At 59.6% G+C, this 20,699-nt stretch carries 18 protein-coding genes; 11 read left to right on the top strand and 7 right to left on the bottom strand.

What is annotated here, in order from left to right:
- Positions 1-26: 26 nt before the first annotated feature.
- From mgtE to F6X24_RS05020, 5 genes are all read left to right on the top strand, one after another.
- On the top strand, positions 27-1,409 hold the full coding sequence (gene mgtE, locus F6X24_RS05040) for a magnesium transporter (RefSeq protein ID WP_151086938.1): 1,383 nt from the start codon (positions 27-29) through the stop codon (positions 1,407-1,409).
- Between the two features lie 257 nt (positions 1,410-1,666).
- The gene (locus F6X24_RS05035) at positions 1,667-2,365 is read left to right on the top strand and encodes a hypothetical protein (RefSeq protein WP_151086937.1); all 699 of its coding nucleotides are present in this window, start codon (positions 1,667-1,669) and stop codon (positions 2,363-2,365) included.
- Positions 2,366-2,407: 42 nt separating this feature from the next.
- On the top strand, positions 2,408-3,070 hold the full coding sequence (locus F6X24_RS05030; protein WP_151086935.1) for a hypothetical protein: 663 nt from the start codon (positions 2,408-2,410) through the stop codon (positions 3,068-3,070).
- Positions 3,049-3,861 carry a sensor histidine kinase gene (locus tag F6X24_RS05025; protein ID WP_151086933.1) on the top strand — a complete coding sequence of 271 codons (813 nt, stop codon included), beginning with the start codon at positions 3,049-3,051 and terminating at the stop codon, positions 3,859-3,861. Before F6X24_RS05030 ends, F6X24_RS05025 begins: the two co-directional genes overlap by 22 nt.
- A 22-nt stretch (positions 3,862-3,883) precedes the next feature.
- Complete coding sequence (locus F6X24_RS05020; protein ID WP_151086931.1) at positions 3,884-4,552, top strand: response regulator; 669 nt, start codon at positions 3,884-3,886, stop codon at positions 4,550-4,552.
- A gap of 285 nt (positions 4,553-4,837) precedes the next feature.
- On the opposite strand, the gene arfB is transcribed toward F6X24_RS05020, so the two are convergent.
- Together arfB and F6X24_RS05010 are read right to left on the bottom strand one after the other, a co-directional pair.
- Positions 4,838-5,242, bottom strand: coding sequence for an alternative ribosome rescue aminoacyl-tRNA hydrolase ArfB (gene arfB, locus F6X24_RS05015; protein WP_151086929.1), 405 nt, complete (start codon positions 5,240-5,242; stop codon positions 4,838-4,840).
- 41 nt (positions 5,243-5,283) lie between these two features.
- Complete coding sequence (locus F6X24_RS05010; RefSeq protein WP_151086928.1) at positions 5,284-6,243, bottom strand: 3-oxoacyl-ACP synthase III family protein; 960 nt, start codon at positions 6,241-6,243, stop codon at positions 5,284-5,286.
- A 206-nt stretch (positions 6,244-6,449) separates the two neighbouring features.
- Here F6X24_RS05010 and F6X24_RS05005 point away from each other — a divergent pair, with 206 nt between their 5' ends.
- A complete protein-coding gene (locus F6X24_RS05005; protein WP_191906465.1) occupies positions 6,450-6,935 on the top strand; it encodes a hypothetical protein in 486 nt (161 codons plus the stop codon).
- Positions 6,936-6,979: 44 nt separating this feature from the next.
- Here F6X24_RS05005 and msrA read toward each other — a convergent pair whose 3' ends face one another.
- Positions 6,980-7,663 carry a peptide-methionine (S)-S-oxide reductase MsrA gene (gene msrA / locus F6X24_RS05000; protein WP_151086926.1) on the bottom strand — a complete coding sequence of 228 codons (684 nt, stop codon included), beginning with the start codon at positions 7,661-7,663 and terminating at the stop codon, positions 6,980-6,982.
- A gap of 222 nt (positions 7,664-7,885) precedes the next feature.
- Between msrA and F6X24_RS04995 the strand changes: the two genes are divergently transcribed.
- Positions 7,886-10,399 (top strand): TonB-dependent receptor plug domain-containing protein, encoded by a 2,514-nt coding sequence (locus tag F6X24_RS04995; protein WP_151086924.1) that lies wholly within the window; start codon positions 7,886-7,888, stop codon positions 10,397-10,399.
- A gap of 35 nt (positions 10,400-10,434) precedes the next feature.
- Here the strand turns inward: F6X24_RS04995 and mutS are convergent, their stop codons facing one another.
- Positions 10,435-13,113: a DNA mismatch repair protein MutS gene (gene mutS, locus F6X24_RS04990; protein WP_151089519.1), complete on the bottom strand. Its 2,679-nt coding sequence runs from the start codon at positions 13,111-13,113 to the stop codon at positions 10,435-10,437.
- A gap of 210 nt (positions 13,114-13,323) precedes the next feature.
- Here mutS and F6X24_RS04985 point away from each other — a divergent pair, with 210 nt between their 5' ends.
- From F6X24_RS04985 to F6X24_RS04975, 3 genes are all read left to right on the top strand, one after another.
- The gene (locus tag F6X24_RS04985) at positions 13,324-13,875 is read left to right on the top strand and encodes an RNA methyltransferase (RefSeq protein ID WP_151086923.1); all 552 of its coding nucleotides are present in this window, start codon (positions 13,324-13,326) and stop codon (positions 13,873-13,875) included.
- Between the two features lie 124 nt (positions 13,876-13,999).
- The gene (locus F6X24_RS04980; protein ID WP_151086921.1) at positions 14,000-16,831 is read left to right on the top strand and encodes a M36 family metallopeptidase; all 2,832 of its coding nucleotides are present in this window, start codon (positions 14,000-14,002) and stop codon (positions 16,829-16,831) included.
- 70 nt (positions 16,832-16,901) lie between these two features.
- The gene (locus F6X24_RS04975) at positions 16,902-17,330 is read left to right on the top strand and encodes a hypothetical protein (protein ID WP_151086919.1); all 429 of its coding nucleotides are present in this window, start codon (positions 16,902-16,904) and stop codon (positions 17,328-17,330) included.
- A gap of 10 nt (positions 17,331-17,340) precedes the next feature.
- Here F6X24_RS04975 and F6X24_RS04970 read toward each other — a convergent pair whose 3' ends face one another.
- Both F6X24_RS04970 and F6X24_RS04965 read right to left on the bottom strand, forming a co-directional pair.
- Positions 17,341-18,045, bottom strand: coding sequence for a TerC family protein (locus tag F6X24_RS04970; RefSeq protein WP_151089518.1), 705 nt, complete (start codon positions 18,043-18,045; stop codon positions 17,341-17,343).
- Positions 18,046-18,267: 222 nt separating this feature from the next.
- The gene (locus F6X24_RS04965; protein WP_151086918.1) at positions 18,268-18,759 is read right to left on the bottom strand and encodes a YajQ family cyclic di-GMP-binding protein; all 492 of its coding nucleotides are present in this window, start codon (positions 18,757-18,759) and stop codon (positions 18,268-18,270) included.
- A gap of 197 nt (positions 18,760-18,956) precedes the next feature.
- Between F6X24_RS04965 and F6X24_RS04960 the strand changes: the two genes are divergently transcribed.
- The gene (locus F6X24_RS04960; protein ID WP_151086916.1) at positions 18,957-19,415 is read left to right on the top strand and encodes a PaaI family thioesterase; all 459 of its coding nucleotides are present in this window, start codon (positions 18,957-18,959) and stop codon (positions 19,413-19,415) included.
- An 84-nt stretch (positions 19,416-19,499) separates the two neighbouring features.
- Here F6X24_RS04960 and F6X24_RS04955 read toward each other — a convergent pair whose 3' ends face one another.
- Positions 19,500-20,579 carry an NYN domain-containing protein gene (locus F6X24_RS04955; RefSeq protein ID WP_151086915.1) on the bottom strand — a complete coding sequence of 360 codons (1,080 nt, stop codon included), beginning with the start codon at positions 20,577-20,579 and terminating at the stop codon, positions 19,500-19,502.
- Between the last annotated feature and the right edge of the window lie 120 nt (positions 20,580-20,699).

Raw genomic sequence — 20,699 nt, 5'->3', positions numbered from 1 at the left:
CTTCATTCGATTTTTCAGCCCTGCCTATGACTGCGCCCGAAACCGTGGACCACATCACGACACTGATTCAGGAGGGCGAGTTTTTTAAGCTAAAAAAGCTTTTACGCGACTTTCAGCCCAACGAGCTGGTCGAGCTGATTGAGAATGAGAAAGAACGGGAGCAGCTCATTATCTTCCGGCTGCTGCCCTTGGGGCTCGCCACTGAAGTATTTGAATATCTTGATTTAGAAGTACAGCGCCATTTTCTCGAAAACCTGGCTCAGGACAAGGTAACCGACATTCTCAATGAGATGTCGCCTGATGACCGCACGGCCCTGCTGGAATTTTTGCCGGCCAACTTTGTGGCCGAGCTGGTGCAGAACCTTTCGGAGCCCGAGCGCCGCGTTACGCTGCAGCTGCTGGGCTACCCCGAGTACTCGGTGGGCCGCCTGATGACGCCCGACTACATTGCCATTCGCGAAAACTGGACCGTGCAGCAGGTGCTCGACTTTGTGCGTCAGCACGGCGGGCAATCCGAGACGCTGAACATGCTGTACGTAACCGATGCGCGCGGCAAGCTCATCGACGATATTCGCATCCGGGAGGTGCTGCTGGCTGCGCCCACCACGCGGGTGCGCGACATTATGGACCACCGCTTCGTGCAGCTTACGGCGGCCCAGGACCAGGAGGAAGCCATTGACATTTTCCGGCGCAACGACCGCGTGGCCCTGCCCGTGGTGAGCCCCGACCAGGGCATCCTGCTCGGCATTGTAACGCTGGACGATATTCTCAATATTCGGGAAGAAGAAGACACCGAGGATATTCAGAAATTCGGGGGCTCGGAGGCGCTCGATGAGCCCTACCTTACCATTCCACTGCTGCGCCTGGTGCAGAAGCGGGCGGGCTGGCTGGTCGTGCTGTTTTTGGGCGAGCTGCTGACCGCCTCGGCGATGCAATACTTTGAAGGTGAGCTGCAGAAAGCGATTGTGCTGGTCCAGTTCATCCCCTTGATTATCAGCTCGGGCGGCAACTCGGGCTCGCAGGCTACCTCACTTATTATCCGGGCTATGGCCCTGGGCGAGTTTACCCTGGGCGAATGGTGGCGGGTGCTGCGCCGCGAGCTGGTATCGGGCCTGCTGCTGGGCGTAATACTAGGTATTGTGGGCTTTAGCCGCATCGCCATCTGGCAAAGCATTACTCCTATCTATGGCGAACACTGGCTGATTGTGGCCTGCACCGTGGGCGTGGCGCTGGTAGGTATCGTGCTCTGGGGCAGCATTGCGGGGTCTATGCTGCCGCTCATTTTGCGGCGGCTGGGCCTGGACCCGGCCACGTCGTCGGCGCCTTTCGTGGCTACGCTCGTGGACGTAACCGGGCTGATTATCTACTTTACCGTGGCGCTGGTGATGCTGCGCGGCACGCTGCTGTAGCGCGCCGCGCCGCTACGTAGAAATACCTGTTTTAAAAACCGCGTACTTATACGCTAAAGGACGCGCCGTGCAGGTAGTCTCTTTGCGGCTACAAACTGCGGCTTTTATTGGTAGAAGGCTATACGGAAAGCCCCTATGCAGCATGCGTAGGGGCTTTTTTAGCCTGCCAGCACCAAGCCCGCAGGAGCTTATGTACATTTCCGGCCAGTAGCTGACGGCTTTTCTATTCTTTTCCTACTCCCTTTTAGCTTTTCTCCATGAACCCGCAAAACCCACCTCCCGGCACCTTCATCACCCAGCAGGAATTTAATGCTTATTCGGCCGCCTGGAGCGAAGCCATCAGCAGTGGGCACAACCTACCCGAAATATTCCAGCGCACCGGCCAGGCCCGCCTGACTTATGTTAAGTTTTCGCTCCAGACTATTGTGTGGCTGCTGTCGACGGTCGGGGCACGGAGTGTTAAAGCGCAGTTCCTGCTCAAGCCCGACGCAGACCTGAAGCAGAGCCATTTTACTCTGGCCCTTTATGCCACCGATGCCCTGAATGGCCGTATTTCGGCTTATTATCTGGCTGATAACCAGACCGGCAGTGACCAGCCCCCGTTCAACGACCAGATTCCGCACGACCTGGTGAAGGCCTGGCTGCAAAACTGGACGGCTGCCAAGCAGGTAACGCCCGCCATGTTTGCCAGCAGCTACGGCCCCATGGAAGGCTACAGCTTCGACATTGCCGACTTTATGGACCCGCTGTTTGCGGCGCGGACCTATGACAACAAGGAAATGCACATCGGCTTTGGCCTGCACGAGCACTACCCGGCTTCGGGCACCGAGCTCAGGCAAACGTTCGGACTGGTAATCCGCATTTACAAAACCACGCAGACCGCGGCGCGGGTGCAGGACGACCCCAGCGACGAGCCTTTCTTTGACTTATCGCATCCTTTCCCGCCCGGCGGCTAAGCAGTTACCGCAGGCAGGCATCCAGCAGCCCCACTGATTTTTATGGCTGATATTCTAAGCGCCATTTCCTTGTCTCCGCTTTCGTCCGTGTCGATAGCAGCCATTCTGGTGGCCGGATTTAGTGGAATTGTGCGCTTTCAGCAGTTGCCCAATAGCCTGCGCTATCTGGCCGCGCTCACCATCTTCGAGCTGCCATTGGAGCTACTGGGCTTTTGGCTGATGCTGGTGCAGCACAACAACCTGTTTCTGATGCCCATCTATACGGTGGGCGAGCTGGTACTGCTGGCCCTGCTGTATATGCGCACGATACGGTCGGCTACCTTTTCGCGGGTTATGCCGGGGGTAGTAGGCGCGTTTATCGTCTACGTTGGCTTCGACAGCCTGCTGGGGCCCAGCCTGCATTGGTTTCGGCCAGGGCAGCAGGTAGTGCAGTCGCTGCTGGTGCTGGGCATGGTGGGCGGGTATTTCTGGAAGCTGATGAGCGAGCTGCGCGTGCGACACCTGGAGCAGGAGCCCATGTTCTGGGTGTCGACCGGACTGGTAATCTATTTTCTGGGTTACCTGCAAATTGCCTTGTTCAGTAACTACTTACTGCGTCATTACTCGGCCGCATTTAACCGAAACGTGTGGGCGGTAGAGATTTTGCTCACCATCGTACTCCACTCCTGCTACAGCCTGGCTCTATGGATACGCCCGCAGAAGTGAGCTTTGCTTCGCTGCTTTTTATCGGCATTGGGTTTATGCTGCTGGCGGGGGTGGCGCTGGTGGTATTTCTGGTGGTTTATCAAAAGCGCCTGCTGCAACAGCAGCTGCGCCTGCAACAGGCCGAAGCGGACTATCAGCAGGACCTGCTAGGGGCCGTTATTGCGGCCCAGGAACACGAGCGGGAGCGCATTGGCCGCGACCTGCACGATGGAATCGGCTCTACGCTGGCCACCGCCAAGCTGCTGCTGGGCCGGCTCGAAAGCACCGTGGCAGCCGAAGAGGCGACCAACCTGACGGGCATGGTGAAGGACATACTGGCCAACGCGGTCCACGACGTGCGGGGCCTTTCGCACAGTCTTTATCCGGCTGTGCTCGACCGCTTTGGCCTGGCCGAAGCGTTGCAGCACCTGGCCGACGTGTGCAACGAAACCAGCACCCTGGAGGTAGCATTGGTCATCGACTACCGGCAGCCGCTGGCGCTGGCTCAGGAACTGGCCCTGTACCGTATTTGCCAGGAGCTGCTTCACAATGCCCAGAAGCATGCCCAGGGCGCTACCCTGGTCCGGGTGCAGCTGCAGCAATGCGGCACCCGGGTTTCGCTTACGGTAGAAGACGATGGCTGTGGCTTCGATATAGGGGCGCTGGAAGCCAGCCGTCCGGCTTCCGGCGGAGCCGGCCTGCGTAGTATCGAAGTGCGGGTGCAGATGCTGCACGCCCGCTTAAAGCAGCATTCGGCCCCCGGCGAGGGTACCCGTACGCTGGTTGAAATAGAAAACACTTCCTTTGCCTGAACTATCCTTTTCCAACCCTGCTATGCCAACACCTACTTCTCCCGTCCACATTGCCCTGCTCGACGACCACCAGCTTTTTCGGCAGGGTATGCGCTATATTTTGCAGGCCTTGCCCTACGTAGCGTCGGTTACGGAAGCTTCGGAGCTTCCGGAGCTGCTGGCCACCTGCCGCCAGCGGCTGCCCGATGTGCTGCTGCTCGACCTGCAGATGCCCAACATTGATGGCCCCGAAGCGGCCCGCCAACTGCTGCAGGAGTTTCCCGACCTGAGAATAATCGTACTATCGATGTTTTCGGCCGACAAATACATTACCCAGATGATGAAGGTAGGAGCCCGCAGCTACCTGCCCAAAGACGTGGACCAGGAGCAGCTGCGGCTTACTATCGAGGAAGTGCTTACCACGGGCTTCCACTTTACGCCGCGCATCTCGCGCGCGCTTATCCGGGGCGTGCAGCACCCCGAGCGCACCCCTACTCCCAGGCTGCCCGACCTGGTGCAGCTTACCACCCGTGAGCACGAGGTGCTCCGCCTTATCTGCCAGGGCTGCACGGCCGCCGATATTGCCGAGCAGCTCTTTATCAGCCGGCGCACCGTGGAGGGCCACCGCCAGAAGCTGCTGGAGAAAACCAGCGCACCTAATTCGGCGGGGCTGGTAGTGTACGCCGCCCGCCACGGCCTGCTCGACTCATAGCTACCGGCCGCCACGTATAAATACGTGTTTTTCACAATTGGGCATTTCTACGTTTAAATTACATCTAATCGAGGGCGACCTTTGTAATCAAACGCACCCGGCTGACTTTCGGCCCCGTGCAGTCCGCTCTCTTTCTGACTGTGAAAACAACTTACTGCTACTCTGTACTCTTAGCTGCTCCCTAAAATTACAGCTATAAAATCGACCACCCGTAATCCTTGCCCTATCCTATATAGGGCAAGGATTATTTATTGGTAAATTTCTATACCAGGCGATAAAGTCCGGTTAGTCCAGCCGGCGCCGATTGGCTTTCTTTTCGCTTTGCACTTTTTTACCTTCCAGGCGCCGGCGCACGGCCCCGGCACTGGGCCGGGTAGCCCGCCGGGGCTTGGGCCGGTGCAAACTTTTTTCGAGCAGCTGGTGAAAGCGGGTCAAGACAATTTCCTTGTTGCGCAGCTGGCTGCGGTCGTCCTGAGCCACCAGCAGCAGGTAGCCATCGGCAGTCAGCTGCGCAGCCAGCTTTTCCAGGATGAGCTGCTTCTGGGCCTCGGTGAGCACCTGCGAGGCTTGGAGCTGCCAGCGCAGCTCTACGCGGCTCTCTACCTTATTCACATTCTGCCCGCCCGGCCCGCTGGCGCGACTGGTCTGAAACGTAATCTCCGGTAAGAAAGCAGCGGCAGGAGGAAGCATCAGGCACAAGTTTACGGCTATAAAAAGCAACCCTATATGCCTTAGGCTGTGGCGTGCTTTTCCAGCAGCATGGCTCCGTAAGAATAGCCACCGCCGAAAACGGTGATGATAAGCTTATTACCTTCCTGAATCTGGTCCCATATCTCGGCCAGGCCGATGGCGGCGCCGGCGCAGCCGGTATTGCCCAGGCGCTCGATATTATTAACTGCCCGGGCGGGGTCCAGACCAAGCTGCTTTACCACGTTGGCCGAGATTCGCAGATTGGCCTGGTGCGGAATGAGGTAGTCCAGCTCCCTCACGGTAAGGCCATTGCCATCCAGCAGCTGCTGGGTGATACGGGCCATATAGGTACAGGCCTGTTGAAACACGTCGCGGCCGTAGGGCATTACAATGCCTTTATCAATGGGCTTGAGGGTCACGGCTTCGTCGGCCTTGCCCATTGGCGCGGCCCCGCCGGTCACGACCTGCACCACGCGCAAATCGGTAGCAGCCAGCCGCTCCTTGCTGAAAAGCAGCGCCGCCGCGCCATCGCCCCAGAGGTGACCGGCCATCGTATCTTCCTCGTTGTTGTAAGCCGTATTGTGCTCACTCACTACTACCAGCGCCCGGCTGGCCTTGCCAAGCGCAAAATAGCCTTCTACTATCTCAACGGCATTGAGCAGCGAAGAGCAGGCGGATGAGACACTAACTACGGGTATCTCATTGATATTCAGAGCACGCTGCACGGCATGGGCAGCCGTATAAATGGTATCGTGGGGCGTATAGGTGCCCACCACAATAAGGTCGATGCTGTCGGCCGCAAAGGTCGGGACCTCCGCCAGCAGGGCCTGGGTGGCGGCAATAGCCATCGTATTGGCGTTTTCGCCGGGCGCTGCTTTACGCCGCTCCCGAATGCCTGTGCGCTCAATTATCCAGTCCGAAGCTAAGCCATTTAGCTTGGTGAAATGTTCGTTTGTAACGACAGCTGCCGGCAAGTAGGCCGCTACGTGGTGTAAATACACAGAGGGTAGGATGTGGGGGATGATTGAGAATCTACGGGCAAAGGTCCGGCTAACAGACGTTAGGGCCCGAGAAAAGGGTGCAAAAACCGGAATCTTGTACGCTCCAAAACCGCTGCCGGCTGCTTAGCGCAAGCACTATCTGCCGGGCAAAGGCGTTAAACAGGCGATTTTGCCGCTTTTGGCAGGGTCGTTGTTTAGGCGCTCGCATGGCAACTCGATTTTCACTTGGCAGCCTGTTGCTGCTCAGCTTTTTTGCCCGGCCGGCAGCCGCTCAGAAATACATTACGGCGGCGGGCCTGCGCCTGGGCGGTGGCAACTATGGCATCACGGTGCAGCAGTTGGTGGCCCCGCGCGTTACGCTGGAAGGCATTGCCGGCCTGGGCTCCAGGGAGGCAAGCGGCACGGTACTGGGCGAATACCACTTTGGCATCCTGGGTCCCAGCCTCAACTACTATTTTGGCGCGGGCGGACACGTGGGCCACAACAAGGATTCGAGCAATTTCGGCGGCCTCGATGGCCTGGTAGGCCTGGAGTACAAGGTGGCATTTTTACCGCTGGTGCTCAGCTTCGACTTTAAGCCAACTGTGGAGTTTAATAGCGACGATTACGCGCGCTTTCCTACCGCATTTTCCATCCGCTACGTGCTGATTAAGCGTAAAACCAACCTGCTTGACCAAATCAGAGGGCGATAAATAGTAAATACCCTATTTATCACCCTCTCTTCCTGCCTCACCGCTTATAGGCTAGGCAGGTCGGGCTTCAAATCGAGCGGAAAGAGCTTGCGCACCCTGGCTACCTTGTGCTCGGATACCGTGGCAATGTAGGGGTTGTCGGGGTGCAGGCGATAATAGCCCTGGTGATACTCTTCGGCGGGCCAGAACTGCTTAAAGGGCACTACCTGAGTCACGATTTTGCTATCGTACTCCTTGGAGGCATTTACCTGCGCCACCACGTCGTCGATAATTTTCTTTTCTTCCGGCGTGCGGTAAAACACGGCCGAGCGATACTCAGGGCCGGTGTCGGGCCCCTGGCGATTAAGCTGCGTGGGGTCGTGGCTGGCCTGGAAGAAAATCTGGGCCAGGGTTTTATAGCTGACTTCTTTGGGGTCGTAGTAAATATTCACGGTTTCGGTGTGGCCGGTAGCCTGGCCGGCCACCTGCTCGTAGCTGGGATGAGGCACCGTGCCGCCGGCATAGCCGCTCACCACCTGCTTCACGCCTTTTATCTCCTCAAACGCCTCTTCCTGCGCCCAGAAGCAGCCGCCCGCAAACGTAGCCTGCGCCAGGCCGGTCAGGTCTTTGGGAGCGAAGCCCGCTGTAGAGGCGGCGGGCTGGGACTGAGCCTGCGCCGGCTGCTGCGCGCCACAGGCTACCAGCGCCAGCAGCCCGGCACCGGAAATAATTTTCAGAAACACTTGCATAAGGAAAATAAAAAAGAAGATACGTAGTACCCTGCTTACCGGATGCCGGGGTTACTGGCCAGCCAATGCGAGGCATGAGGTTTCACCCGGCCCTCACGGGTAACTGATTAGTATTGAAACAGCAAACTGCCTGGTTTAACTCCTGGCAGAGCGGGTTTTTGGGAGCCAAAACCATACATAGCTACTTCATTGAGTATGTTCGCGTCTCTAAACTAACCAGCAATGGAATTACGTCGATATCTGCCTGCTTTTAGAAGCACTACTACCCGAATTTGGCTGCTGGCAGGCCTCGCGCTTAGCCTGGCTAGCTTTCGCCTGCTGCCACCCGACGACCTGGAGGTGCTTCGGCACATAGTGCTGAGCGTGCAGCAGTTTTATGACAAGGCCCGCCCCGAAACCGTTTACCTGCATCTCGACAAGGATACCTACACGGCCGGCGAAACCATCTGGCTGCGCGCCTACGTGGCCGACGCCGGGCAGCATCGCCTCGATACGCTGAGCAAGGTGTTGCACGTAGACCTCATCTCGTCCCGGCAGCAGCTGGTGAGCCGGCGCACGCTGGAGCTGGCCGGGGGACTCGGCCAGGGTGATTTGGCCCTGCCCGATACGCTGGCGCCCGGCACCTACCTGCTACGGGCCTACACCGGCTGGATGCGCAATGCCGGTCCTGATTTTTTTTATACCCGCCGCCTGCAAGTGTGGCCGGCAGCCGATGCCGAAGCAGCGCCCGGCAGCTCAAAATCGGAGCGCCGCCCGGCCAGGCACGCCCAGCAGCCCCCCGCCCCGAAAAGCCTGCCGCCCGATGTGCAGTTTTTTCCGGAAGGGGGCAATCTGGTAGCCGGCATCGGTAACGTAGTAGCTTTTAAGGCGGTGGACTATACCGGCCGGGGCCTGGCAGTGGCCGGCCAGGTGCTCGATAGCGACAACCACCCCGTGGCCGCCTTCCAGAGCCGCCACGGCGGCATGGGGACGCTGCGCTTTACGCCGGCCGAAGGCCAGCGCTACCGGGCCGCCTTTAGCACTCCGGCGCTGGCCGGGCTGAGCGTACCGCTGCCGGCTGTGCAAGCCAAAGGCTACGTGCTGCAGGTGGTGCCTACCGCCGACGCGTTTGAGATAAGCATCCGGCAGCATGGCAGCAGCGGCGGCCCTATTCTGCTGCTGGGGCAGGTAGGCAGCACGGTAGGCTACATCGGCCGCGGCCAGGTGCAGGGCCCGGAAGCCTTTATGGCACGGGTACCGAAGAGCAAGTTTGCCAGCGGCGTGGTACACTTTACGCTGTTCGATGGGCAGGGGCATCCGCTGGCCGAGCGGCTGGCTTTTGCCCGCAACGAGGCGGCGCTGCACATTACCCTTACGCCCGACCGGGCAGTGTACAGAGCCCACGAGCCCGTGCGGGTGCTGGTGGCCGTAACGGATGCCAGCGGCCGGCCGGCGGCCGCTCAGCTGTCGCTGGCAGTGGCCGATGCCAATGCCAATGCCACCGCCCCGGCTGCCGACAATATTGCGGCCCGGCTGCTGCTGACCGCCGACCTGGCCGGCTATGTAGAAGACCCCGGCTATTACTTTCAGAATCCTTCGCCCGAAACCGACCAGGCGCTCGACGACCTGCTGCTTACCCAGGGCTGGCGGCGCTTTGCCTGGGAGCCGGTGCTGGCCGGCCAGGCGCCCGTTCGTGACTTTGGCGTAGAGCGTAGCCTGGGTATTGGCGGCCAGATAACTCAGTCCAACGGCACGCCTTCGCCCCACAGCGTGCTGACTTACCTGCAAGCCAAGCCCAGCAAGCAGTTTCTGTCGGTTGAGACCGACGACGAGGGCCGGTTTTTACTCAATGGCCTGGGCGGCTGCGATACCCTGCGGGCCACCCTCCAGGCCCGCACGGCCAAGGGGCGGCGCAACCTCACTTTTCACCTCGACAATGGCCCCGCCCTGCCCACGCAGCCGCTACCTCCGCTGCCCGCTACTCCCGAGCCTTCGCTGGCCGCTGCTATTCAGCGCAGCCAGGCCCAGCAAGCCGACGAGCAGCGCTACCGCAGTGCCACTACCATCGCCCTGGGTACGGTACGCGTGCAAGGCACGCGCGAAGTAACTGCCGATGCCCGCCGCCTTTACTCGCCGGGCAACGCTACCGTCGTCGATTTTACGCAGATACCGGCGGCAAACGGCAGTACAGTGCTGCAGCTGCTGCAGGGGCGGGTAGCCGGGCTTACCATTACGGGAGCCGAGCCCAATATTCAGGTCCAGATACGGGGCACTACCTCTTTGTCGGGTAGCTCGCCGCTGGTGCTGCTCGATGGCGTGCCCGTCACGATAGATGCGCTGGCGTTCTACCCGGCCACCGATGTGGAGCGGGTAGAAGTGCTGAAAGGCGGACAGGCCGCCATTTTCGGCAGCCGGGGCTCGGGGGGCGTGCTGGCCGTGTATACGCGCCGGGGTAGCCCCACCTACGACCACCGCCAGGACCTGGTGCCCGGCGTACTTGCGCTGCGGCAGGCTGCTTTTAACTGCCCCCGGCAGTTTTACGCGCCCCGCTACGGGGCCGGTGCTCCACCCCTTACCCGGCCCGACAACCGCCGCTCTACCCTGTACTGGAACCCGAATATCAGCATTGATGCCAGCGGCCAGGCGCAGCTTACCTTCTATACGTCCGAAGCTACGGGCAGCTTCCGCCTCTCGGCCGAAGGTATTTCGCCCGCCGGCCAGCCCGCCCTGGGCAGCAATGCCCTGGAAATTAAATAGACGGGCGGGCCAGTTAATATACGATATTTAATATATTAACCGGCCCGCCCGTCTACTCCGGCTACGCCTTTCAGCTCCTGAAGCTTAAGCAGGGCCTCAATGGGCGTAAGGGTATTAATGTCAAGGCTTTTTAGTAATTCGCGCAGGTGCTCTAAAGCCGGGTCGCCGGGCTCAAACATGCTAAGCTGCACCGTAGGCCGGGTGGCCATGGCGGTGGTGGCGCGGGGCCGGGGCTGCGCCGGCTGGGGCTGGTCGGCGAGGCCCGCCAGCACGTCGTCAAACTCGGTAGGCGCGGCGGAGTCCGCCGCGCCGGGCTGGCCGGTTTGGGTGCGCTCCTGCTCCAGGTGGTGCATAATCTCATTAGCCCGCAGCACCACGGCGGGCGGCATGCCAGCCATGCGGGCCACATGAATGCCGAAGCTGTGCTCGGAGCCGCCGGGCCGCAGCTTACGCAAAAACAGCACCCGGCCATCGGCTTCCTGCACGGCCACGTGGTAGTTGCGCACCCGCGGGCAGTCGTCGGCCAGCTGGTTGAGCTCATGGTAGTGAGTGGCAAACAGGGTTTTGGCCCGCGCTTTAGGGTTGTTGTGCAGGTGCTCCACAATAGCCCAGGCAATGCTGATGCCGTCGTAGGTACTGGTGCCGCGCCCGATTTCGTCCATCAGCACGAGGCTGCGATTGGAGAGATTATTCAGGATGGAAGCCGTTTCGGTCATCTCCACCATAAACGTGCTTTCGCCCTTGCTCAGGTTATCGGATGCGCCGACGCGGGTAAAAATCTTGTCAATAATGCCAATCGTGGCCGCATCAGCGGGCACGAACGAGCCAATCTGGGCCAGCAGCACGATGAGGGCCGTCTGGCGCAGCAGCGCCGACTTGCCGGCCATGTTCGGGCCGGTTATCACCACTATCTGCTGGTCGTCCTGGCTCAGGCATATATCATTCGGGATATAGCTTTCGCCCGGCGGCAGGCCGCGCTCAATCACCGGATGCCGCCCGCCTTTGATGTCGAGCATCGGCCCATCGTTTACCACCGGCTGCGCGTAGCGGTGCTGCCGCGCCGTGGCCGCAAACGAGGTGAGGCAATCGAGCACGCCAATGGCCCGGGCATTTTGCTGCACCTGGCTCACGAAGTCGAGCGCCGCCAGCACTACCTCCTGGTAAATGCGACTTTCGATAACGAACAGCTGCTCCTCGGCATTGAGAATCTTCTCCTCATAGGTTTTCAGCTCTTCGGTAACGTAGCGCTCGGCGTTTACAAGGGTCTGCTTGCGAATCCACTCGGCCGGCACTTTGGCTTTGTGGGCGTTGCTGACTTCCAGGTAATAGCCAAACACCTTGTTATAAGCTACTTTCAGCGACGAGATACCCGTAGCGGCCTGCTCGCGCTGCTGCAGCTTCAGGAGGTAGTCTTTGCCCGAAAAAGCCAGCGCCCGCAGCTCATCGAGCTCCGCATCCACGCCATCCAGAATGACGTGGCCCTGGTTGGTGAGCAGCGGCGCATCGGGCCTGATTTTGGTCTGAATCTCCTGGCGCAGCGAGGCGCAGGGGTTGAGCTGGTCGGCCAGCTTTTCGAGGGCCCGCACGCCCGAAGCGGCCAGCTTTTCGCGCAGCGGGGCCATGCTTTCGAGCGCCCGCGCCAGCTGCAGCAGCTCGCGCGGATTTACGCGGCGCACCGCCACCTTCGAGATGAGCCGCTCCAGGTCGTTGATGGGCCGCAGGTGGGTTTGCACCTCTTCCAGCAGCTCGGGGGCCGCCACGAGAGCGGCTACCGTATCGAGGCGGCGCTGAATCTGGCTTACTTCCTTTAGCGGCAGCACCACCCACTTGCGCAGCAGCCGCGCGCCCATCGGCGTAATAGTCTGGTCCAGGATATCAATCAGCGGCACGCCGCCGGGGTGCTGGGCCTGCACCAGCTCGAGGTTGCGCACCGTAAAGCGGTCGAGCCACACGTACTTGTCCTCCTCAAGCCGACCCAGGCTGGCTATGTGCTGAATATCAGTATGCTTGGTTTCGGCCAGGTAGTGCAGGATGCAGCCGGCCGCAATCACGCCCTCCTTCAGGTTATCGACCCCAAAGCCTTTGAGCGAGGTAGTGCGGAAGTGCCGCGTGAGCGTGTCGTGGGCATAGTCGGTGCCGAATACCCACTCATCGAGCGCATAGGTGCAGAAGTCGGGGCCAAAATTGCCCTCAAACTCGGCGCGGCTGCGCTTGCAGAACAATACCTCGGCGGGCCGGAAATTCTGCAGCAGCTTGCCCAGGTACTCGAGCGTGCCCTGGGCGGCCAGAAACTCGCCGGTGCTGATATCCAGAAACGAGATACCGGCTTCCGTTTTGCCAAAATGCACGGCAGCCAGGTAGTTGTTCTGGCGACGCTCCAGGGTATTGTCGTGCAGGCTCACGCCGGGCGTCACCAGCTCGGTTATCCCCCTTTTCACCAACCCTTTAGCCTGCTTGGGGTCTTCGAGCTGGTCGCAGATGGCCACGCGCTGGCCGGCGCGCACCAGCTTGGGCAGGTAGTTGTCGAGGGCATGGTGCGGGAAGCCGGCCAGCGCCACCTCACTAGCCGTGCCCGCCCCGCGCTTGGTGAGCGTGATGTCGAGAATACGGGCGGCCGTAACGGCGTCTTCGCCAAAGGTTTCGTAAAAATCGCCCACCCGGAACAAGAGCACCGCGCCGGGGTGCTGCTGCTTGAGCTGGTAGTACTGCCGCATGAGCGGCGTATCGGCTACCGACTCGGGCTTGATGTGGTCGGGCCCCAGCGACTTAATGGCAAACTTGACGGGGGCGGCGGGAGCAGGCGTGGTAGACAAGGCAGAAGCACGAACTTTGAGGCTCGCGTTAGAAAGCAGAAAAGGTAAGCAGCGCGGCTAGTACAGCTTTTTTAAACCATCACCGCGAACTACAAAGTTCGCGCTTCTTCTATGCGCAAACTCACCATGCAGGAGCTGAACCGCCTGCCCGTGGCCGATTTCAAAGCTACTCCCAAAAGCCCGGTCGTACTGGTGCTCGACAACGTGCGCTCGCTGCACAACGTGGGAGCCGTTTTTCGGACGGCCGATGCCTTCGCCCTCGAAAAAATTTACCTCTGCGGCGTTACGGGCCAGCCCCCGCACCGCGAAATCACCAAAACTGCCTTGGGCAGTACCGAGTCGGTAGCCTGGGAGCATACTGCCACTACCCTGCAAGCCGTGCAGGAGCTGAAAGCCGCCGGCTACCAGCTGGTAGCGGTGGAGCAAACTACCGGCTCCGTAGTGCTGCCGCAGTTTCGGCCGCGGCCTGGCCAGCCGCTGGCCCTGGTGCTGGGCAATGAGGTTTTCGGAGTAGCTGATGAAATATTAGCCTTATGCGATATTTCGGTTGAAGTACCGCAGCTGGGTACCAAGCATTCGCTTAATGTGAGCGTGGCCGCGGGCGTGGTACTTTGGGATATATTAACCAAGCTAGACGTATTCGGACCGTACGGGCAGGAATAAAAGATGCGTTTTTGAATAATTTGTGAACATTCTGGTTTTTTTCCCTATCATTGGGGCTGAAAATTGCGATTACTTGGTTATTTTTGGTAAGTTTCACTGCTTTCTTTCCCTTTTTCCTCCCTTTATGACATTGTTCTCTACTCCTTCCGGGCGCCGGGCACTGGTCCTGGCAACGGCATTGGCCCTGCCGGGCCTGGCCGCTGCCCAGCAGCCGGCCCCTACCGCCGCGCTATCGGCTTTTGCTGCCAAAGGCAAAGCGCAGGGCCTGACAGCGGCTGATGTAGCCAGCCCCATCATCACCAGCTCATACTTTGACGCCAGCACCGGCCTCACCCACACCTACTTGCAGCAGCAGGTGAATGGCCTGGCCGTGTTTGGAGCCACGGGGGCCATTCACACCGATAATACGGGTAAGGTTGTGTTCTCGACGCAGGACTTTGTAAAGGGCGCGGCGGTAATTGCGCCCTCGGCCACGCCGGCGCTCACACCCGACCAAGCGGTAGCGGCGGCAGCCCTGGGCCTGGGCCTGCCCCGGCCGGTAGCCCTGCGCACCGTAACGGACGCCCGCGCCGCCGACGGAGTAGTATTTAACAATGGTGGTATTTCGGAGAACGATATTCCGGTACGCCTGATGTATACGCGAGTTGATGACAAGCTCGTGCTCGTGTGGAACGTAACCATCGCGCAGCTCGACCAGCAGCACCACTGGAATGCCCGGGTGGACGCCCAAACCGGCCGCCTGGTGGAGCAGAACGACTACACGGTCAGTGAGCAAACCACGTTTAACCAGTTTCGGCTGAATGCTCAGCGTAAGAAGCAGCAGGCGCTGGCCTTCGGCATGGCCCAGGCGCCCACCGCGCCCCTGAGCGTGAGCAGCACCAGTGCAGCCAGTAGCCTGACTGCTATTCCGTTTCCGCTGGAAAGCCCTAACCAGGGGGCCCGCACAGCCATTCCACTGGCGCCGGTAGGCTCTACCTACTCGCCCATTGGCTGGCACGTGGCGCAGGCACCAACCGGCACCTTTGCCGACTCCTACTCGTTTCTGTCGACTGGCCGGTACATCACGCGGGGCAACAACGTAGCGGCTTATGACGACAACAGCAACACAACCAGTGGCCCCGGCGCGGCCAACTACGCCCTGGCGACTTCGGCCCCCGATGGCGGCCCCACGCTGAGCTTCGACTTCCCGTTTGTGCAGTCGACAGGGGCCCGCCAAAACCTGGACGCCGCCACTACTAACCTGTTTTACGTGAACAACATGATGCACGACGTCATGATGGCTCACGGGTTTGACGAGGTATCGGGCAACTTTCAGTATAAGAACCTGACTGGCCAGGGCGCTGGCCTCGACCCCGTGCGAGCGGAGTCGCAGGACGGTAGCGGCCGCAACAACGCCAACTTCTCGACGCCGAACGATGGTAGCAGCGGCACCATGCAGATGTACCTCTGGGACAACCAGAAGAACGTACTTACCATCACTGGCACGGGTACCGGGGCCTCGGGAGTAGTAGGCACCTACCCATTCTCTACCGTTGCTTTCGGCCCTTCACTGACTAAAAAGCCGCTTAACGGCAAGCTGGTGCTCGTAAATGACGGCGTATCGGCCGACGGCGGCGACCACGGCTGCAAAACGTATGTTAACGCGGCTGCCGTCAGTGGCAACATTGCGTTCATTCAGCGGGGTGGCTGCCCGCAACTGCAGCTTACCCCCAAAATGACCAACGCCTTCGCCACCAAAGTGAAGCTGGCGCAGGCTAACGGGGCCACCGGCGTTATCGTATTCGACTCGCTGGCCACTACCAACCAGGTTAGCTTTGGCGGTACCGACACGGTTGGTATCCGCATTCCGGCTGTCTTCATTAGCGGCGCCGATGGCTTTAAGCTGCGGGCTGCCATGCTTGGGGGCGCTACCCTCAACGGCTCGGCCGTAACCGTAGTAAATGCTGACTGGGACGGCTCGTTTGATAATGGTATTATGTCGCACGAATACGGCCACGGTATCAGTAACCGCCTCACGGGCGGCCCGGCCAACTCCAGCTGTCTCATTGCCAACGTAGGTACTTCGGCGGCCCCCGTCTACACCCAGCAGATGGGCGAAGGCTGGAGCGACTTCTTTGCTCTCTGGATGACCACCAAGCCCGGCGATGATGGCAGCGCCAACCGCTACATGGGCACCTATGTAGAAGGACAGACCAGCGCCGTCGGCCCGGGCATTCGTACCCAGCCCTACACCACTAAGTTCAGCAGTTCGTCGCTTACCTACGGGCTGGTTTCAAGCACCGGCAAGTTTGGCACCAGCTACCAGGAGTCGCACAGCCTGGGCGAAATCTGGGCCGCCGTGCTCTGGGACCTCAACTGGCAGTTTATTTATAAGTATGGCTACAATACTGACATTTATGGCACTACGGGCGGCAACAACAAAGCGCTGAAGCTGGTGCTCGACGGCTGCAAAATTCAGGTCTGCAACCCAGGCTTCCTTGACGGCCGCGACGCTATTCTGCGGGCCGACTCGCTCACCAACCGTGCGGCCAACTCGGCCCTCATCTGGAACGTGTTTGCCCGCCGGGGTATGGGCTACAGCGCCGTAACCGGCGACCGGGTAAATGGAACGGTGCGCTTCACCAACGTGAAGGAAGCGTTTGACCTGCCGCCCAATGTGAAGCTGGTGGCGCTGGCCAGCAAGAACACCACGGGAGTAGGCCCGGCGCTGGAAGCCTATCCGAACCCGGCCCAGGACCGCCTCACTGTGCGTACGCAGCTCAACAGCGCTGCCCCAATTCAGGTAGCAGTAATTGACCTGCTCGGCAAAACGGTGCTGCAAGCCTCGGTAGCCGCGGCGCAGATGCAGCAGAGCGGCGTAGAGCTGAATACCAGCCGCCTGGCCACCGGCCTCTACGTAATTCGCGTTACGACCACTGAAGGCAACTTCACCACCAAAGTGACCATTCAGCACTAAGCGGCCCGAACAGTTACAAAAAAGCCCGGCTTCGGCCGGGCTTTTTTTATGCACGTAAACTACTTTTCCTATGTCTGCTTCTATTCCCTTCACGCGGCCCGATGCGGCGCTGCTGGCCCTGCGCCCCGCCATTGCCGGCCAGCCGGCCGCTATTCCTACCCCGGCCACGGTGGCCGATTTTCAGCAGCAGGTGCTGCGGCCCCTCCTAAAGCTTCAGCAGCCGGTGCTGCTGGCCGCCGTGGCCGATGTCGCCCTCGACTACCGCCTGCCCCTGGCCACGGCCGATGCCACCGAGGCCAACCGCCTGCTCGGCGAGCTGCTGGCCCGGCACACGCGCCTGCGGGCCAGTATCATTGGCCTGATAACGGGCCAGCTAACGCTGGCCGAGCTGGCGTTTTATCGCCGGCACCGCCGCGAGCTCAACCGCCGGCTGCTCGACCTGGCGCAGCAGCGCGTGCTCAGCAGCGTGCCCGAGCTGCTGCGCTGCCTTTCCGAATAAGGCAGCTGCCCTAGTCGTAGGGTGAATCGCGGAGCGACACCGGCTTGGCTTTACGGCGCAGCCGCATATTCAGCAGCTCCACCACGAAGGAAAAGGCCATAGCAAAATAGAGATAGCCTTTCTCCACTTCTTTGTGGGCCGCCTCCATTACCAGCATAAAGCCAATCATAATGAGAAAGGACAGCGCCAGCATCTTGATGGTCGGGTTGCGGTTGACAAAGTTGGCCACTGCCCCGCTAAAGGCCAGCATAATACCCATGGCGCAGATAACGGCGGCTATCATCACCAGCACATTATCTACCAGCCCCACGGCCGTCAGGATAGAGTCGAAGCTGAATACGATATCAATAATGATGATTTGCAGGATGATGGCCGGCAGCATGGCATGCGCGGCACCCGCACGCACCTCCTCTTCCTCGCCCTGAAGCTTGGTGTGTATTTCGGTGGTGCTTTTGTACATCAGAAATAAGCCCCCGGCCAGCAAAATCAGGTCGCGGCCGCTCACGCCAAAGTGCTCGACCAGCGGCGGCAGGTTGAGCGTGAACAGCGCCGAGCGCAGGCTCACAATCCAGGAGATGCTCATTAGCAGCCCGATGCGGAACACCAGCGCCAGCAGCAAGCCAATGGTGCGGCCCCGCGCCTGCTCAGCCGGTGCCAGACGATTAACGGTAATAGATATAAATATAATATTATCTATACCTAATACGATTTCCATCAGCGTGAGCGTGAGCAGGCTTACCCAGGTCTGCAACTGTGAGAAGGCGGCAAAGTGCTCGGAGGAAAAGGCAGCGAAAGGTGACAAATTTTCTAACCAGGGAAATAGGGCGAATGTAAGCTACATGAAACGGCAACGGGGCAAAAGTCAACTGCCCCGGCCCGGCTGTCAGCGTCTGCCGCTCGTTTGTTCAGGTCGGCTGCTTCAGCGCGGCAGCTGCCACTACGACTTCATATTAACAAATTGCAGCGGCTGGCCGTTGTCGGAGCGGCGCAGCAGGGCAATAACGGCCTGCAAGTCATCTATTTTCTTGGCCGTTACGCGAATCTGGTCGTCCTGCATCTGAGCTTCGACCTTTAGTTTGCTATCCTTGATAGTTTTGATAATCTTGCGGCCAGCATCTTTATCGACCCCGGCGCGCACCTTAATGGTTTTCTTAACGAGCGCGCCGCTGGGTTGCTCTTCGGCCGTGAAGTCGAGCGCCGTGCCGTCGATACCCTGCTTTACGATGCGGGTAAGCAGAATATCCTCCAGGGCCTTGATACGCATGGAGTTTTCGGAGCTGAGCTGAATGGTATTCCCTTTTTTGTCGAGTTCCAGGCCACCCTTGGTATCGCGCAGGTCGTAACGGGTGGCCAGCTCTTTCTTCGCGGTATTTACCGCGTTTTCCAGCGTTTGCGAATCTACTTTGCTGACGATGTCGAAGGAAGGCATGGTTATCTGAAATAGAAGGTGAAAACAGCCGCTCAGGAGGCTGGCAAACCAGGTAATACCAGCTACTGCCCGCCAATTTAAGCCCGGCAAAGGTAGCGGCCGACCGGCGGCGTTAGCTTGCAGGCAGGCGGCCGTTTACGTGAGGCTTACGGTTACGCTATATACTGGCCGCCTCCTGTACTCTTTACTTCCCACCAATGCCTTCCCAACCCACCGACTGGACTGACTTAGTAGCCCGTTACAATCAAATTAATCTATATGGCCGGGCCAATGGCATGGAGCTCACCGTGCCGGCCCCTGGCCAGGCCGAGTACCGGATGCGCATTCAGGAGGCGCATTTGTCATCGCCGGGCACGGCGCACGGCGGCGTGCTGGCCGGGCTTATGGATGCAGTGTTGGGCGCGGCGGCGCTTACGCAGGCCTTCACCGCCGGCGACCTCGTATCGACGGTGGAGTTTAAAATCAACTACCTGCGCCCGGTACACCTCGGCGACGAGCTGCGGGCCGTGGCGCAGGTGCAGCACGCCGGCAAGTCTATTGTGGTAGTAAGCGGCAGCATTTATCGCCAGGCCGACCCTGCCGATGCCCACCCCCTCGCCGTAGCGCAGGGCATGGGCACCTTCAACCGCTACCCCGCCACCAAGCGGCAGCTCTAACCGGGCGCTTTCCAAAAAGCAGCAAAGGAAATGGCCGCCGGGCGGCGGCCATTTCCTTTGCTGCTTTTTGGTACGTGGATGGCCTTACAGCTCTGCGCCTACCGACTGCGGTACGGCGCTGGGCTCGTAGTCACCCTCTTCGTCGCCGACCATATTGGGAGCGGCAACTTTGCGCACGTTGCGGGCGCAATCTTCATCGCGGTGGTTGCGCCCCACGGTAAATTCTACCCAATCGCCTTCGCGCAGGTCGTTGAAGTCGCCTTCCGATAAATCTGCGTAGCTGAAAAACAAGTTGTTAGGGGGCATTACGACAAATCCGAAGCCGTTTTTCAGATTCTTAATAGTGCTGATGCCGATGGTGCCAACCGGGCCGGCCGCCGTGGGGCCGGTGGGGCGCACGGCCCGGCTTGCGGCGGCTGCGGCAGCTGTAGTAGCAGCCGCTGCAAACCCATTGGCGCTGCCATTGGTGGCTGCGGGGGCCGGCAGGGTAGCAAACGCGGCCGGCTCGCTTTGCGTCACAAACATATTCTCCACCACTTCATCCTGCTCCTGCAAGCCGCGGTCGATAACGGCGTGCATAGCTACCGGGTAAGTGGCCTGCTCAAGCAGGTGCTGCGAGGCGCGGGTTACGCGGGTTTCCCCCTTGAAATCTTCGTATTTGAAATCCCAGTTGAGCAGCATCACGCGGGTACCCACGGTGTTGAGCTTGCGAATGAGGGGCACGTAATCGGAGTCCCCGGCAATGAGCACGACCACATCGAGGGTTTTGTGCAGCGCCATTTCGAGCGCTTCGAGGCTGAGCCACACGTCGATGCCTTTCTCTTGCAGGCGGCCGTCGCGGGTTTTGAGGGGCATGTAGTGCGTGCACACGCCCAGGTTCATCAGAATATCGTCGAGCAGGCGGTCGTGAAAGAGTCGGTCTTTGTCGCGGGCTTCGGTTGCCGATAGCCGGCCCCGGAAAAAATGGGAAGTAGTTATCTGCGCCAGACGTACGTCAACGTCTTCTTCCTCAGCTACCTGATGCCTAATAAATTCGTGCAGGCCTTCGAGACTGATACGGGCCTTACGCTCATGCTGAAAATAATAATAATCGCTTATTTTAAGGAAATAATTGCCGTCGTAGAAAACGCCGACCCGGATGAGCGGACTATTCATCTGGTTCATAAAAACTGGTAAGTTGGTGGGGGTAAAATTTTGAGAATGGGTAGCAGTTGGAATAAAGCCCGCCGAATAAAAGTCTGGCAGACTAACACATTAAAAAACAATGAATAACGGGGGGCATGG

The sequence above is a fragment of the Hymenobacter baengnokdamensis genome (assembly GCF_008728635.1).
Lineage (GTDB): Bacteria > Bacteroidota > Bacteroidia > Cytophagales > Hymenobacteraceae > Hymenobacter > Hymenobacter baengnokdamensis.
This window is presented reverse-complemented; position numbering and strand designations above follow the sequence as displayed.